Source organism: Nitrospirillum guaranorum (assembly GCF_034653275.1).
Classification (GTDB): Bacteria; Pseudomonadota; Alphaproteobacteria; order Azospirillales; family Azospirillaceae; genus Nitrospirillum.
Window position 1 is genome coordinate 2,046,378 of record NZ_JAYEES010000003.1, and the last position, 15,383, is coordinate 2,061,760.

Sequence of the window (15,383 nt, forward strand, 5' to 3'; positions counted from 1 at the left end):
CCTTAGCATAGGCTGCCGCCCTGTCAAATTCCAGGTCGACGCCCCCTTCCCTCACCGGAAGTTCCGCCCATCGGGGAAGGTGGCGTCCGCGCGGCGGCCGGGGGTGGCGCCGGTGGGTTCGTCCAGGCGGGACAGCAGGTCGGAATAATCGATCAGACGTTCGGCGCGCACATGGGTGACGGGGGTGGCGCTGGGGCCCTTGTCCTGGGTGGGGGCGATGACCTTCTCCACCCGCCCCAGGCACAGCAGCAGGCGGCTGCCCAGGATGTGGCGGCGGAAGGCGGTGAAGGTCTCGGGCATCAGCACCAGGTTGGCGATGCCGCTCTCATCCTCCAGCGTGATGAAGATGACGCCCTTGCTGCTGCCCGGCCGCTGGCGCACCAGCACCAGGCCGGCCAGGGCCACGCGGCTGCCGTCCGCCAGGGTCTCCAGCGTTTCCATGCGCATCAGGGGGTAGCGGCGGATCATCTTCTCCTGAGGCTTGGCCGCGAACCGTTCCAGCCGGGCCACCACGGCGTCGCGCACCAGGCTCATGGGGTGGCGCTTCAGCGACAGGGACAGGCGGGTGTAATCCTCCACCAGGTGCTCGCCCAGGGTCATGGCCGGCAGGGTGGCGATGGACGGGTCCTCCGCCCACGGGTCGCCCGTCCCCTCCTCCTCCGCGTTCAGCGCCAGGTCCAGCAGGGGCGGCAACCGTTCGCCCAGGGCGCTGACCGCCCACAGCGCCTGGCGCCGGTCCAGGCCCATGGACTGGAAGGCGTCGGCCTCCGCCAGCAGTTCCAGGGTGCGGGGCGCCAGCCGGGCGCGGCGCCACAGGTCGTGCGGGCTGGCATAGGGCTCATGCCCCCGCGCCTCCAGCAGGGGCTGCACCGCCGCCTCGCTCAGGCCCTTGGCCAGGCGCAGACCCAGGCGCAGGGTCTGGAAACGCTGCCCCCGCGCCGGCGGCTCCAGCCGGCTGTCCCAATCGGAATGGTTCACGTCCGGCGGCAGCACCACCACGTCATGGTCCCGGGCGTCGCGCACGATCTGCGCCGGGGCGTAGAAGCCCATGGGCAGGCTGTTCAGCAGGGCGCAGGCGAAGACATCGGGGTAATGGCACTTGATCCAGGCCGAGGCGTAGACCAGCAGGGCGAAGCTGGCGGCATGGCTTTCCGGAAAGCCGTAGGTGGAGAAACCCTTGATCTGGTTGAAGCAGCGCTCGGCGAACTCCGCCGTGTAGCCGTTCTTCAGCATGCCGGCGCGGAACTTGTCCTCGAACGTGTCGATGTCGCCCAGCTTGCGGAAGCTGGCCATGGCCCGGCGCAGGGCGTCGGCCTCCGCCCCCGTGAAACCGGCGCCGACGATGGCGATCTGCATGGCCTGTTCCTGGAACAGGGGCACGCCCAGCGTCTTCTCCAGCACCTCTTTCAGCGCCTCGGACGGATAATCCACCGGCTCCAGCCCCTGACGGCGGCGCAGGTAGGGGTGGACCATGCCGCCCTGGATGGGACCGGGGCGGACGATGGCCACCTGCACCACCAGGTCATAGAATTTGCGGGGCCGCAGGCGGGGCAGCATGGACATCTGCGCCCGGCTTTCCACCTGGAACACGCCCAGGGTGTCGGCGGCGCACAGCATGTCGTAGGTCTTTTCATCCTCCGCCGGAAGGGTGGCGAGGTCGTAATCCAGGCCGTACTGGTTCCGCAAAAGGTCGAAGGCCCGGCGCAGGCAGCTGAGCATGCCCAAACCCAGGACATCGACCTTCATCAGGCCGGCGGCGTCCAAATCGTCCTTGTCCCATTCGATGTTCTGCCTGTCCTCCATGGCCGCGTTCATGATGGGGCAGAAGGTGGCCAGCGGCTTGGGCGTGATGACGAAGCCGCCGACATGCTGCGACAGGTGGCGGGGGAATTTCGAGATCTCACCCGTCAGCTCCAGTACCTGGCGCAACAGCGGATCTTCCGGATCCAGCCCGGCCTCCCGCGCCCGCTCCTCCTCCGGCGTGCCGGTGCCCCAGCCGGAAATCATGGCCGACAGCTGGCCCACCGTGTCCTGGCTCATGCCCATGGCCTTGCCCACGTCGCGCACCGCCCCGCGCGAGCGGTAGCAGATGACGGTGGCGGCGATGGCGGCGTGGTCGCGGCCGTACTTCTCATAGATATGCTGGATCACCTCCTCCCGCCGCTCATGCTCGAAATCCACGTCGATGTCCGGCGGCTCGTTGCGGGCGGTAGAGATGAACCGTTCGAACAGCAGCCCTTTGTGGATGTGCGGATCGATGGAGGTGATATGCAGGCAGAAGCAGACGGCGGAATTGGCGGCCGACCCCCGGCCCTGGCACAGGATGTTCTGGTCCCGGGCGAACCTCACGATTTCATAGACCGTGAGGAAATAGGAGGCGTAGCCCAGTTGCGCGATCAGGGCCAATTCCTTGTCGATCTGGGCCTGCACCTCCGCCGGCACGCCCTCCGGATAGCGCTCCTTGGGGTAGCGCTTGGCCGCCCCCTCCGCCGTCAGCCGCGCCAGGCGCGCCTGCGGCGTGTCGCCGGCGTCCACCTCCGCCGGGTACAGGTAATCCGCCCGCAGTTCGCCGATGGAGAAGGTGCAGGCCTCCACGATATCGCGGATGCGGGCCAGGGCGCGGGGATGGCGGTGGAACAGGCGCGCCATCTCCTCCGGCGGCTTCAGGTGGCGCTCGGCATTGGCGGCCAGGCGCCAGCCCGCCGTCTGGATGGTGCAATGCTCACGGATGCAGGTCATCACGTCCTGCAGCGCCCGCCGGGCGGGGTGGTGGTAATGCACGTCGTTGGTGGCCAGCGGCGACAGCCCGTGCGCCTCGGCCAGGGCCGCCAGCCGGTCCAGCCGCCGGGCGTCGTCACCCTGGTAGCGATGGGTCAGGCACAGGCTGAGGGTGCGGCCGAAGCGGCGGCGGTAATCGGCCAAGTCGGCAGTGAAGCCCGCGTCGAGACTGTCCGGCGGCACCACCGCCATCATCTGGCCGGCGGCATGCTCCTCAACATCCGCGCGGGTCAGGAAGCACTGTCCCTTGGGCGCCCGGCGCATGCCCACCGTCAGCAGGGTGGACAGGCGGCCATAGGCCGCGCGGTCGGTGGGCCAGCACAACAGCGAGGGGCCGTCCGTCAAATCCAGCCGCGCCCCCACCACCAGGCGGAAGTCCAGGTCGCGCGCCGCCGCATGCGCCTGCACCACCCCGGCCAAGCTGTTGCGGTCGGTCAGCGCCATGGCCCGATGCCCCAGCGCCTTGGCCGCCGTCACCAGCTCGACGGCCTTGGACACGCCGCGCAGGAAGCTGAAATTGCTGGCGACTTGAAGTTCTGAATACATAGTTCCCTCAAGCGCCGGCGGGCCATCCCGGCCCTTGGCTATCCTCACGTTTCAGTCCGCTGACGCTCCCCGAAACGTTCCGGCGGCCGCGGTCGCGGCCTAGTCGCTGCACTCGGGGCGCATCCTCAAACGGTCGCGGCTAAGGGGTGGGGGCGGACATCACCCGAAAAAGCCGTGCAGGAACCAGCGGGGCGGCGGGCCGCCGGCGTGGTAGAGGCCCAGGCGGTAGAGCCAGAAGCGCCGGCCCTCGCCATCCTCCACCCGGTAATAGTCGCGGGGCTCGGGATTGGGGTTAGGACGGCGCTCACCCCCTTCCCACCATTCCGGCAGCAGACGCTCCGGCCCCTCGGCCCGGCCCACGCGATAGGTCTGGTCGCGCCAGCGGAACAGCAGGGGCGGGTCGTCGGGGATGGGGGCCACCACTTCCACCGCCTCCGGCCGGGGCAGCAGGCGGATGGGGCGCGGCCGGTCCGCCGGCCAGGCGGGCGGTGCGGGTGCCGGCGGGGCCGCTGGCGGACTGTTGTCCTGCGCCTCGGCCGGCACCGCCCGCACCGCCTGTTCCGGTATCCAGCTTTGCCGGGGCAGCAGACGCAGCACCCGGCCAGGTCCCAGGCGGGCGCCCAGCCGGTCCACCAGTTCCGCGATGGGCGGATCAGCCACCAGGGGGTTACCGTCGATCGCTTGGCCCCCCGTCACGGGCGGCCCCGCCAGGTCGGCCAGCCCCTCGGCGCCCAGCACCGCCTGCCCGCCGTCGAAGGCGGCGGCGTGGGTGACGGAAACGGCCATGGTCTCGAAACCCGCCCCCGGCTCCAGCTGGTCCATGCGCGGTTCCAGCAGGCGCCAGAGATGGGCGGGGTCGCGGTTGGGGCGGCTGGCGCCCACGCTCAGCACCTGGGGCGGGGCGTCATGGCCGGCGTCGATGCGCCAAGCCTCCAGCTCCAGCGAGCGCGCGCCCTCCCCCGCCGCCGTCAGGCTGGCCGCCACCCGGCCCAACAGGTGGCGCACCGCCTGGGCCAAGCCCTCGGGCGTGGAGATGGGGTCGACCACCGTCAGGCGGGCGGTATGGCGGGTGGGCGCGCGGCGGGGCGACAGCGGCTCCTCCACCCAGCCCAGCGCCTGGTCCAGGCGTAGGGCGACCTGGGCGCCATAGCGCGCGGCCAGGGCCGCCCGGTTCTTAGAACCCTCACCCCCTCCTGTTCCTTGGGCCATGCGCATCAGCTCCCCCACCCGGCGCAGGCCGACACGCCGCAGGCTGGCCACCAGATCGGGTCCCAGGCGCAGGGCGGGCAGCGGCAGGTCGGCCAGAGCCTCCGCCGCACCGCCCGGCGGCACCACCAGCTGGGCGCCGAAACGGGCCTGCGCCCAGGCGGCGCCGATGCTGTCGGCGATGGCGGCCCGCCCCTCGACCCCTGCCTTGGCCAGCCGGCGCTCCAGATCCAGCAGCAGGTCATGTTCCCCCCCAGCAGGTGGGCGCAGCCGGTGATGTCCAGCAGCAATCCTGGACCGTTCCCGAAACCGGGCGGATCGGCGGGGTCCACCGCCGTCCAGGGGGTGTAGCGCCGGGCCCAGTCGGCCAAGCGCCCCAGCGCCGCCGCGTCGCCCTCCGGATCGGCATCCACGACGTGGACCTGGGGCTCCAGCGCGCGGGCGTCGGCCAGGCCCATGCCCGGCACCAGGCGCTTGGCCCGCGCCGCCGCGTTCACCGCGGCGACGGTCAGGCGCCCCCGGTCCGACAGGCGGGTCACCAGGGGCGTGCCGGCGGCCAGCGGCGGCGTCAGACCACGGGCGATGCGGTCGGTGGCGAAGGTGGGCAGCCAGAGGGAGAGGATGCGACGCATGGCTCAGCCCACCGCGCGCCAAGTGGGGGTGAGCCGGTCGGGCGTGAGTTGAGCCGAGGTGAAGGGAACGACGGCCGAGGCGGGCGGCGGCGTCTCCGGCGCCGGCGCCGGCGCCGGCACGGCCGCCTGGCCCGCCGCCTCCAGCGTCAAGCCTTCGCGTTCATACAGGGTCCACGCCCCCGGCCGGCCGCCGCGACAGCGCAGCAACTCCACCCGCCAGGCGGGGCCGGTGAAGGCGGAGGGGGCGGTGCCCCGATCTCCGGCAAGAGGTTCCTGGATGGGGGCCGTGCCGACCTGCCAGCGGGTGACGGCGGCGGTGGCCTGGATGCTGCCCCGCGCGCTGCCCCGCCCGGCGCCCGTCAAACCCTTCATGGCGCGCGCCTTGCCCGCGTTCAGGCGCAGCAGCAAGCCGGGCACGCCACCCGCCTCGGCCGCCAGGTGCAGGCGGCGGCTGGCCGTCAGGTCCAGGCCGCCCGCCTCCCCCACCACGGCGCCCACGCGGGGGCAGCGCAGCGCCTCCTCCATGGCCCACAGCAGGTCGACCTCGCTTGCCGCGTGCACCACCACCAGCCGTCCCGGCCCCACCCCTTGGGCGTCCAGCCCGGGGGCGTAGAGGTCCGGTGCCCGCGTCATCCACAGGATGGGGCCGCGCACCTGTTCCGCCAGCCGGGCGGCCAGCAAAGCCGTGAAGGCGGTCGCGGCGCCGGCGTCCAACGCGCCCGCCGCCGCCACCTCATGCAGGGCGGCGCGCGGCAGGCCGTTGACGCCGCTTTCCCCCGGGCCCGCCGCCGGCAGATGGGCATCCACCGCCGGCACCCCTAGCGGCACCACGCCCCGGCCGGTCCCCGGCGCCTCCACCGCGCGCACCTGTTCCCGCAGCACCGCCAGCAGGCGCTGGCGGTCCAGGGGGCCCTCAAACTGTCCCTCTTCAGGGCAAGGTGTTGGCCTGGCTGCGGAAATGGGGGGAGGAATGGCGGGCATGGGGATGCTGCCTTGGTCTCTTAGGGCGCGGGGATAAATGTTCTTGTTATGTTCTAATCCGGAGTCGCCACCCGGTCAAGATGAGTCGACACCCCAAAATCGGACTATCCGGAATCGACGGCGCCGATTGACGGCCCTGGCTCCTCATTATATGAATCATATACGTTTCATATATCGGAGAACTCCATGGGCATCGTGAAGATCGACGACGACCTGCATGAAGAGGTGCGCAAGGCCAGCACCGTGCTGTGCCGGTCCATCAACGCCCAGGCCGAATACTGGATGAAGATCGGCATGCTGGCGGAGGCCAACCCCACCCTGTCGCTGAACGACATCCTGCGCATCCAGCTGAAGATGGCATCCGTCCACCTGGAACCGGAACCGCGCCAATTGGAACCGGCCCCCTGATGGTCAAGCGCCCCGACGAGATCGAAAAGCTGGAGGAGGCCGGGCGCCTGCTGGCCAGCGTCTTCCAGATGCTGGACGACATGCCCCTGGCCGGCCTCAGCACACTGGAAATCAACGACCGGGTCGAGGACCACATCGTCAATGAGTTGCACGCCCGCCCCGCCAGCAAGGGGCAGTACGGCTATGGCTATGTGCTAAACTGTTCCCGTAACGAGGTCGTCTGCCACGGCGTGCCCTCCGCCATCGACATCCTGGCGGACGGCGACATCATCAATTTCGACATCACGCTGGAGAAGAACGGCTACATCGCCGATTCCAGCAAGACCTACCTGATCGGGGACGTGGCGCCGGCCGCGCGGCGCTTGGTGCAGACGACGTATGAGGCGCTGTGGCAGGGCATCCGCCAGGTGCGCCCCGGCGCCCACCTGGGCGACATCGGCCATGTCATCGAGCGCCACGCCAAGCGCAACGGCTATACCGTGGTGCGGGAGTACTGCGGCCACGGCATCGGCCGTGAGATGCACGAGGAACCGCAGATCCTGCACTTCGGCAAGCCGGGCACGGGCCTGCGCCTGAAGGAGGGCATGGTCTTCACCATCGAGCCCATGCTGAACCAGGGCGGCGCCAAGGTGGAAACCAAGGACGACGGCTGGTCGGTGGTGACGGCGGACGGCAGGCTGTCCGCCCAGTTCGAGCACACCGTGGCCGTGACCGCCACCGGCGTGCGCGTGCTGACCCTGCGCGCGGAGGAACGCAAGCGGAGGGCTATACCCCCCCTTTAACAATGGTTGTGAAGTCGGACCAGTTTTCGACGCGGAACGCTCGAATGTCGCGGACAGACAGCGGAAACCAGGGCAATGCCTTCAGAGCCGAAATAGCGGCAAAGATCGATGCCATGCTGTCGTTGTCGGTCGTATAGAGACTACCCTGTCGCCACTCGAAGCCAAGACCAGTCAAGGTGGCGCGGATATCAGCGTAAGCCTGGGAGGCATTATGGCTAGGGTGATGCTGAACCGTGTCGGCCACTATCAGATCAAAGGCTATGGCGAACAAGGTTAGCGCTCCTTCGGGTCATCCAAGATATCTGTCAACTTGTATGCAACCTCTTCACCCGTCTCAACAACACGGACACGCATCAACGTGTCACCGTCGGGAAGATCTTTTTCCTTGCTGACGATTTCATAGACTGGGCCGACAACGCCGAAGCGCCGCCAAGTCCCAATAATGCCTTGCGGCACGAAGCCCTGAAGCTGCATCGCACTATCCTCCATTGATCCTCATGATAGCCCATCGTCCTGCCATCTCCAAACCCGCTTCATGGATTTAGACCTCGTCGCCTTCCTTCAAGCCCAGAGCCTTGACCATCGCCACAGGCAACCGAATGGCTAGGCTGTTCCCCCACTTCACGATCCGTATGGCCCCCTCCCTAGCGACAGATCGCCAGCGTGCGGTTGGCCACTGACGCCAATCAAGCATCTTGAAGGTCATAAGGCTTTTACGCAGCGCAAATTGGATATTATATATTATTTATAAACGCCGCACCCTGGGGGACGCTTGCCATGCCTGACCTGACCCGCCGCCGCCTGCTGGCCACCGCCGCCACGCTGCCCACCCTTGGGGCCGCGCTGGGCATGGCCCCGGCCGGTGTCCCATCGGCGATGGCGGCGCCAGCGCAGGCCGCCGCCACACCCGGCCCCGTGCCCGCCGACCTGGCCCCGCGTGAGCGGCTGCGCATGAACGAGGGCTGGCGCTTCCATCTGGGCCATGCCGCCGACCCGCAGCAGGATTTCGGCTTCGGCGCCGACCGCAGCACCTACGCCAAATCCGGCGACCTCAGCGCACCGGTGGCCAAGGCCGATTTCGACGACAAGGACTGGGCCGCCGTCACCCTGCCGCACGACTGGGCGGTGGACCTGCCCTTCGCCCAGGCGCGGCTGCCGGGTAAGGAGGCGGCGGAGGCCATGGCCTACCAGGGCTTCAAGCCCCTGGGGCGACAGTTCCCGGAGACCAGCGTGGGCTGGTACCGCCGCACCTTCACCCTGCCCGCCAGTGACGCCGGCCGGCGCCTGTCGCTGGAATTCGACGGTGTCGCGCGCAACTGCCTGGTGGTGCTGAACGGCTTCATCGTCGCCACCAACGAAAGCGGCTACGCCCCCTTCCGCGTGGACATCACCGACTTCGTCCTCCTGGGTGGCGCCAACACCTTGGTCATCCGCGTGGACGCCACCCTGGGCGAGGCCTGGTCTTATGAGGGCGCTGGCCTTTATCGTCCCGTCTGGCTGGTGAAGACCGCGCCCGCCCATGTGCCGCAGTGGGGCACCTTCGTCCGCAGCACGGTGACGCCCGGTGGCGCCAACCTCACCATCACCACCGAGCTGGCCAACGAGGGGCCGGCGGCGGTTCTCACCGTCCGCAGCACCGTGCTGGACCCCGACGGCAAGGCCGCCCTGCGACTGGACGCCCCGCCGGTGGCGCTGGGCGCCTGGGAGACGGGTGCCGTGACGCAGGCCGCCACCCTGCCCGCGCCCGCCCTGTGGTCGCTGGAGGCGCCCAAGCTCTACACCCTGGTGACGGAGGTCAGCGTGGGCGGGGCGGTGGTCGACCACTATCACACATCCTTTGGCATCCGCACCCTGCGCTTCGACGCCAACGAGGGCTTTTTCCTGAATGGCCGGCCGGTGAAGGTGAAGGGCACCTGCAACCACCAGGACCATGCCGGCGTGGGCTTCGCCGTGCCCGACCGGCTGCACGCCTATCGCGTGGAACGGCTGAAGGAGATGGGCGCCAACGCCTGGCGCACCACCCACCACCCGCCTGCCCCCGCCTTGCTGGACGCCTGCGACCGGCTGGGCATCCTGGTGATGGAGGAAACCCGCCAGATGTCCAGCAACCCGGAGGGTATGAGCCAGCTGGAACGCATGGTGCGGCGCGACCGCAACCGGCCGTCCGTCTTCCTGTGGAGCATCGGCAACGAGGAAATCCACCGCGGCACGGAACAGGGCGCCCGCATCGCCGCCAGCATGAAGCGCGCGGTGTACCGCCTGGACGGCACCCGCCCGGTCACGGAGGCGTTCAACGGCAAGTTCGGCCAGGGCGCCAGCCCGGTGCTGGACGTCATGGGCTTCAACTACTACCTGGATGAGATCGACGCCTTCCACGCCCGTTTCCCCAATCAGCCCATGATCGGCACGGAAACGGCCAGCACCGTGTGCACGCGCGGCGTCTATGCCCATGACGACGCCCGCCATTACGTCCCCGCCTACGACACCGAATATCCCAAGTGGGCCAGCACGGCGGAACAGTGGTGGACTTTTTACGACAGCCGCCCCTTCCTCTCCGGCGGCTTCGCCTGGACGGGCTTCGACTATCGCGGGGAACCGACGCCCTTCATCGACTGGCCCAACACCGTGTCCAACTTCGGCATCCTGGACCTGTGCGGTTTCCCCAAGGACAACTACCACTACTACCGCGCCTGGTGGCGGCCGGACCAGCCGCACCTGCACCTGTTCCCGCACTGGACCTGGCCGGGGCGGGAGGGGCAGGACATCGCCGTCTGGTGCCACAGCAACCTGGACGCGGTGGAGCTGTTCGTGAACGGCCGCAGCCTGGGTCGCAAGGACGTCACCCGCAACCGCCACCTGGAATGGACCGTGCCTTACCAGCCGGGCGCCATCGAGGCCCACGGCTATAAGGACGGCCGTCGCGTGCTGACCCAACGGCAGGAAACCGCCGGCCCGGCCCACGCCCTGACCCTGGCCGCAGACCGCGTCAAGCTGTTGGCCGACGGCGACGACGTGGCGGTGCTGTCGGCCAGCGTGGTCGATGCCAAGGGCCGCCTGGTGCCCGATGCCGACCATTTGGTGACCTTCACCCTTGAGGGCGGCGCCCGCCTGCTGGGCGTCGGCAACGGCGATCCCACCAGCCTGGAACCCGACCACGCACCCTATCGCAAGGCCTTCAAGGGCCTGTGCGGCGCCATCGTGCAGACGGGCAAGCAAGCCGGCACGGTGCGCGTGACCGCCAAGGCCGAGGGGCTGAAGGCGGCCACGGTGGAGCTGTCCCTGGAAAAGGCGGCGCTGGTAGCCAGCGTCGGCCCAGCCTGACGATGTACAAACACCTGGGCGCGGCGCCAATGCCGCGCCCAGGTGTCGCCCCCAAAAACGCTCAGAACGGCGCGTCGATATCGACCACGTCGATCAGCTTGTGGTTCACGAACTCCTTGATGCCCAGGCCCAGCAATTCGCGGCCGTAGCCGGAACGGCGGATGCCGCCGAAGGGCAGGTCGGCCTTCACCATGGTCGGGTGGTTCACGAACACCATGCCGGTGGAGATGCGGGCCGCCACCGCCGCCCCGCGCCGGGTGTCGCGGGTGAAGACGGAGCCGCCCAGGCCGAAGGGGGAGTCGTTGGCGATGCGCACCGCGTCGTCCTCATCCTTGGCGCGGAACAGCATGGAGACGGGACCGAAGAATTCCCAGTAGCGGGCGGGGTTGTCCTCCCCCACCTCCGTCAGGATGGTGGGCTGGACGAAGGCGCCCTGGTTGGGAACCCTGGGGCCCACCTCCGTCGCCTTGGCCCCATGGGCCACCGCCTCGCGGATTTTCTCCTTCACCTCGTCGGCGGCCCCTTGCGATGACAGCGGCGCCAGGGTGGTGGTGGCGTCGAAGGGATCGCCCGCCTTCAGGCCGGCGACACCGTTGATGTAGCGGTCCAGGAACTGGTCATAGACCTCATCCACGATGATCATGCGCTTGGAGGAGACGCAGACTTGGCCGCCGTTCCAATGCCGGCCGAACACCGCCCACTTGACGGTCTTGTCCAACTCCGCGTCCGCCAGCACGACGAAGGCGTCGGCCCCGCCCAGTTCCATGGTGGATTTCTTCAGCGCCTTGCCCGCCTGGGCGGCGATCACGGCACCCGCCGCCTCCGACCCCGTCAGGGCCACGCCGTGGACGCACGGGTCGTTCAGGATGCGCTCGATCTGGTGGCGGGTGGCGTACAGGTTCCGGAAACCCCCGTCCGGCAGGCCCGCCTGGCGCATCAGCACCTCGAACGCGGCGGCGCACTGCGGCACGTTGGAGGCGTGCTTCAGCAGCATCGTGTTCCCGGCGGACAACTGCGGGGCGATGATGCGGGCGATCTGGTAATAGGGGAAGTTCCACGGCTCGATGGCCAGCAGCACGCCCAGCGGCTCGCACACCAGCACGGCCTCGCCCTCCGCCGGGTCGGCCACCGGCAGCTTCTCCGGCGCCAGCAGCGCCTCCGCCTTCTCGGCATAGTATTCGAAGATGCGGGCGGAAAGCTCCACCTCCGCCTTCGCCTCGGTGAACAGCTTGCCCATCTCCAGCGTCAGCAGCCGGGCGTAGGCGTCGGTCTCGGCCCGCAGGATGTCGGCCGCCTTCCGCATGATGCCGGCGCGGTGGGCGAAGGGCGTCTCCCGCCAGGCCAGGAAGGCGGCATGGGCGTCCGTCAGGGCGCGATCGACCTCCGCGTCGGTGGCGTCGGGAAAGGTCTTCAGCAATTCGCCGGTATAGGGATTGGTGGTCGCATACGGCATGGCGTCGTCCTCCGTTGGGGGCCGGCCCCGGGGCCGGCCTGCGCCATCCGACCACCCGCGCCCGCCGGGGGCCATGAGGTGCATCAAAGGCCCCCACGGAGGTGCGGACCGACCCATCCCTAGCGACCGCCACGCCCCCACATCCGCGCGGGGTAGCCCCCCACCCCGGCACCTTGCATTCACCGGGCGGCGCGGCTAGCTTCCGCCGCACAAGACGACGGGTGCAGCGCCGGCTTAAGATCGGCGGGAATCCCGCCTTCCCCGGCCTCCAACGATTGGATATGCGGCCCCCATGAAGTCCGCCGTCATCGTCTTTCCCGGTTCCAACTGTGAACGGGACATCGCCGTGGCCCTGGAACAGGTTTCCGGCCATAAGACCTTTCACGCCTGGCATCGCGACACCGACCTGCCCGAGGTCGACGTCATCGCCGTGCCCGGCGGCTTCTCCTACGGCGACTACCTGCGCTGCGGCGCCATGGCCGCCAACTCCCCCGTCATGCGGGTGGTGAAGGAGCGGGCCGCCAAGGGCGTGAAGGTCATCGGCGTCTGCAACGGCTTCCAGATCCTGACGGAGGCGGGGCTGTTGCCCGGCGCGCTGATCCGCAACAAGTCGCTGAAGTACATCTGCAAGACGGTGGACCTGAAGGTGGAGAACACCGACAGCGCCTTCACCCGCCACTATACCCCGGGCCAGCACATCGGCATCCCCGTGGGCCATGGCGAGGGCAACTACGTCGCGGATGAAGAGACGCTGAAGCGCCTGGAAGGCGAGGGCCGCGTGGCCTTCCGCTACACCGACGCCGACGGCGTGGTGAACGAGGCCGGCAACCCCAACGGCGCCACCAACAACATCGCCGGCATCTTCAACGAGACGCGCACCGTCCTGGGCATGATGCCCCACCCGGAACGCGCCTTTGACCCGCAGCACGGCAACACCGATGGCCGCGCCCTGTTTACCAGCCTGCTGGAGAGCCTGTCGTGAGCGTCACCCACACCCCTGACCGCGAACCGAAGGTTACCGCCGAGCTGGCGGCCGAGCACGGCCTGAAGCCCGACGAATACGCCAGCATGCTGGAAAGCGTGGGCCGCACGCCCACCCTGACGGAACTGGGCATCTATTCCGTCATGTGGTCTGAGCACTGCTCCTACAAATCCTCCCGCGTGTGGCTGAAGAAGCTGCCGACGACGGCGCCCTGGGTCATCTGCGGCCCCGGTGAGAACGCCGGCGTCATCGACATCGGCGACGGCCAGGCCGCCATCTTCAAGATGGAAAGCCACAACCACCCCAGCTTCATCGAGCCCTACCAGGGTGCGGCGACGGGCGTGGGCGGCATCCTGCGCGACGTCTTCACCATGGGCGCCCGCCCCGTGGCCAACCTGAACGCCCTGCGCTTCGGTGAGCCCGCCAACCCCAAGACCCGCCATCTGGTGGCGGGCGTGGTGGCCGGCATCGGCGGCTATGGCAACTGCGTCGGCGTACCCACCGTGGGCGGCGAGACCAACTTCCACAAGGCGTACAACGGCAACTGCCTGGTCAACGCCATGACCGTGGGCGTGGCCCAGACGGACAAGATCTTCTATTCCAAGGCCGCCGGCGTGGGTAAGCCCGTGGTGTACGTGGGATCGAAGACCGGCCGCGACGGTATCCACGGCGCCACCATGTCCTCCGCCGAGTTCACCGAGGACAGCGAGGCCAAGCGCCCGACGGTGCAGGTGGGCGACCCCTTCACCGAGAAGCTGCTGATCGAGGCCTGCCTGGAGCTGATGGCCACCGACGCCATCGTCGCCATCCAGGACATGGGCGCCGCCGGCCTCACCTCCTCCTCCGTCGAGATGGCGGGCAAGGGCGGCCTGGGCATCGACCTGGATCTCGACGCCGTTCCCCAGCGCGAAGCCGGCATGACCCCGTATGAGATCATGCTGTCGGAAAGCCAGGAGCGCATGCTCATGATCCTGGAGCCCGGCCGCGAGGAAGAGGCCAAGCGCATCTTCGACAAGTGGGAACTGGACTTCGCCGTCATCGGCAAGCTGACGGACAATGGCCGCATGGTCATCCGCATGCACGGCCACACTTGGTGCGACGTGGAGCTGGCGCCCCTGTTCGACAAGGCGCCGCTGTACAACCGCCCGACGGAGCCCACCCCGCCGCAGGCCGAGATCGCCGCGGCGGACGCCCCGCTGAAGGCGTCGGCCCGCGACACCCTGCTGGCCCTGATGGGCACGCCGGACCTCGCCTCCCGCCGCTGGATCTGGGAGCAGTACGACAGCCAGGTGGGCGCCGACACCATGATCGGCCCGGGCGGCGACGCCGCCCTGGTGCGGGTCCATGGCACGCCCAAGGCGCTGGCCATGACCACCGACTGCACCCCGCGCTACTGCTACGCCGACCCGGTGCGCGGCGGCGCCCAGGCGGTGGCCGAGGCCTACCGCAACCTCATCACGGTGGGCGCCCTGCCGCTCGCCATCACCGACAACATGAACTTCGGCAACCCGGAGAAGCCCCGCATCATGGGGCAGTTCGCCGGCTGCATCGAAGGCATGGCCGAGGCCTGCCGCGTCCTGGACTTCCCCGTCGTGTCGGGCAACGTCAGCCTGTACAACGAGACCAACGGCGAAGGCATCCTGCCCACCCCCGCCATCGGCGGCGTGGGCCTGCTGAAGGACAGCACGCTGGCCATCGGCAGCGGCTTCAAGGCCGAGGGTGACGTGGTCCTGCTGCTGGGCGAGACGGAAGGCCATGTCGGCCAGTCGCTGTACCTGCGCGAGGTCCACGGCCGTGAGGAAGGCGCCCCGCCGCTGGTCGACCTGGCGGCCGAGCGCCGCGCCGGCGACCTGGTGCGCGGCCTGATCGAGGCCCGCAATCTTACCGCCTGCCACGACCTGGCCGACGGCGGCCTGGCCGTGGGCCTGGCGGAAATGGCCCTGCGCGGCAAGAAGGGTGTCACCCTGACCGGCCTGGAGAACGCCGACGCCGGCCTGCTGTTCGGTGAGGACCAGGGCCGCTATCTGGTCACCGCCGCCGCCGGCGATGTGGCCGCCGTCACCGACGCCGCCAAGGCCGCCGGTGTACCCGTCACCACCCTGGGCACGGTGGGTGGCGACGCCATTACCGGCCTGGGCGGCGGCGCCCTGGCGCTGGCCGACCTGCGCGCGGTGCACGAAGGCTGGCTGCCCGCCTACATGGCCGGCGACGCCGCCTGACCTGCGCCACCCCACGCTTGCGCACCCGGCGGCATGAGTCCTCTCATGCCGCCGTAGCCTGCGACCGCAGGCGCC

The 15,383-nt window shown here is 69.3% G+C and carries 12 protein-coding genes; 5 read left to right on the forward strand and 7 right to left on the reverse strand.

Annotated elements, in window-relative coordinates:
* Positions 1–51: 51 nt before the first annotated feature.
* From UAJ10_RS18320 to UAJ10_RS18330, 3 genes are all read right to left on the reverse strand, one after another.
* Positions 52–3,324 (reverse strand): error-prone DNA polymerase, encoded by a 3,273-nt coding sequence (locus UAJ10_RS18320; protein WP_322916640.1) that lies wholly within the window; start codon positions 3,322–3,324, stop codon positions 52–54.
* Positions 3,325–3,483: 159 nt separating this feature from the next.
* Positions 3,484–4,659, reverse strand: coding sequence for a hypothetical protein (locus tag UAJ10_RS29915; protein WP_416235380.1), 1,176 nt, complete (start codon positions 4,657–4,659; stop codon positions 3,484–3,486).
* 506 nt (positions 4,660–5,165) lie between these two features.
* Positions 5,166–6,143, reverse strand: a complete 978-nt coding sequence (locus tag UAJ10_RS18330) for an ImuA family protein (RefSeq protein WP_322916642.1) — start codon at positions 6,141–6,143, stop codon at positions 5,166–5,168.
* A gap of 186 nt (positions 6,144–6,329) precedes the next feature.
* Between UAJ10_RS18330 and UAJ10_RS18335 the strand changes: the two genes are divergently transcribed.
* Both UAJ10_RS18335 and map read left to right on the forward strand, forming a co-directional pair.
* Entirely contained in the window at positions 6,330–6,551 is a 222-nt protein-coding gene (locus UAJ10_RS18335; RefSeq protein WP_322916643.1) for a ParD-like family protein, read from the forward strand.
* Positions 6,551–7,333: a type I methionyl aminopeptidase gene (gene map / locus UAJ10_RS18340; RefSeq protein ID WP_322916644.1), complete on the forward strand. Its 783-nt coding sequence runs from the start codon at positions 6,551–6,553 to the stop codon at positions 7,331–7,333. Before UAJ10_RS18335 ends, map begins: the two co-directional genes overlap by 1 nt.
* Here the strand turns inward: map and UAJ10_RS18345 are convergent.
* From UAJ10_RS18345 to UAJ10_RS18355, 3 genes are all read right to left on the reverse strand, one after another.
* Complete coding sequence (locus UAJ10_RS18345) at positions 7,317–7,604, reverse strand: virulence factor (protein ID WP_322916645.1); 288 nt, start codon at positions 7,602–7,604, stop codon at positions 7,317–7,319. The two genes, map and UAJ10_RS18345, sit on opposite strands and share 17 nt — an antisense overlap.
* 2 nt (positions 7,605–7,606) lie before the next feature.
* Positions 7,607–7,807, reverse strand: coding sequence for a DUF5397 family protein (locus UAJ10_RS18350; RefSeq protein ID WP_145749648.1), 201 nt, complete (start codon positions 7,805–7,807; stop codon positions 7,607–7,609).
* A gap of 67 nt (positions 7,808–7,874) precedes the next feature.
* Positions 7,875–8,039 carry an AbrB/MazE/SpoVT family DNA-binding domain-containing protein gene (locus tag UAJ10_RS18355; protein ID WP_322916646.1) on the reverse strand — a complete coding sequence of 55 codons (165 nt, stop codon included), beginning with the start codon at positions 8,037–8,039 and terminating at the stop codon, positions 7,875–7,877.
* Positions 8,040–8,110: 71 nt separating this feature from the next.
* Between UAJ10_RS18355 and galA the strand changes: the two genes are divergently transcribed.
* Positions 8,111–10,654 (forward strand): beta-galactosidase GalA, encoded by a 2,544-nt coding sequence (gene galA, locus UAJ10_RS18360; RefSeq protein ID WP_322916647.1) that lies wholly within the window; start codon positions 8,111–8,113, stop codon positions 10,652–10,654.
* Positions 10,655–10,715: 61 nt separating this feature from the next.
* Here the strand turns inward: galA and UAJ10_RS18365 are convergent, their stop codons facing one another.
* A complete protein-coding gene (locus tag UAJ10_RS18365; RefSeq protein WP_322916648.1) occupies positions 10,716–12,107 on the reverse strand; it encodes an NAD-dependent succinate-semialdehyde dehydrogenase in 1,392 nt (463 codons plus the stop codon).
* Between the two features lie 292 nt (positions 12,108–12,399).
* On the opposite strand from UAJ10_RS18365, the gene purQ reads away from it, so the two are divergent.
* Both purQ and purL read left to right on the forward strand, forming a co-directional pair.
* Positions 12,400–13,089 carry a phosphoribosylformylglycinamidine synthase subunit PurQ gene (gene purQ, locus UAJ10_RS18370; protein WP_322916649.1) on the forward strand — a complete coding sequence of 230 codons (690 nt, stop codon included), beginning with the start codon at positions 12,400–12,402 and terminating at the stop codon, positions 13,087–13,089.
* Positions 13,086–15,308 carry a phosphoribosylformylglycinamidine synthase subunit PurL gene (purL, locus tag UAJ10_RS18375; protein WP_322916651.1) on the forward strand — a complete coding sequence of 741 codons (2,223 nt, stop codon included), beginning with the start codon at positions 13,086–13,088 and terminating at the stop codon, positions 15,306–15,308. Before purQ ends, purL begins: the two co-directional genes overlap by 4 nt.
* Positions 15,309–15,383: the final 75 nt, after the last annotated feature.

Coding starts and splice junctions, on each gene's coding strand:
- UAJ10_RS18350 (WP_145749648.1), bottom strand. CDS start 7,807: ATGCAGCTTCAGGGCTTCGTGCCGCAAGGCATTATTGGGACTTGGCGG.
- UAJ10_RS18330 (WP_322916642.1), bottom strand. CDS start 6,143: ATGCCCGCCATTCCTCCCCCCATTTCCGCAGCCAGGCCAACACCTTGC.
- purQ (WP_322916649.1), top strand. CDS start 12,400: ATGAAGTCCGCCGTCATCGTCTTTCCCGGTTCCAACTGTGAACGGGAC.
- UAJ10_RS18355 (WP_322916646.1), bottom strand. CDS start 8,039: ATGACCTTCAAGATGCTTGATTGGCGTCAGTGGCCAACCGCACGCTGG.
- galA (WP_322916647.1), top strand. CDS start 8,111: ATGCCTGACCTGACCCGCCGCCGCCTGCTGGCCACCGCCGCCACGCTG.
- UAJ10_RS18335 (WP_322916643.1), top strand. CDS start 6,330: ATGGGCATCGTGAAGATCGACGACGACCTGCATGAAGAGGTGCGCAAG.
- UAJ10_RS18320 (WP_322916640.1), bottom strand. CDS start 3,324: ATGTATTCAGAACTTCAAGTCGCCAGCAATTTCAGCTTCCTGCGCGGC.
- map (WP_322916644.1), top strand. CDS start 6,551: ATGGTCAAGCGCCCCGACGAGATCGAAAAGCTGGAGGAGGCCGGGCGC.
- UAJ10_RS18365 (WP_322916648.1), bottom strand. CDS start 12,107: ATGCCGTATGCGACCACCAATCCCTATACCGGCGAATTGCTGAAGACC.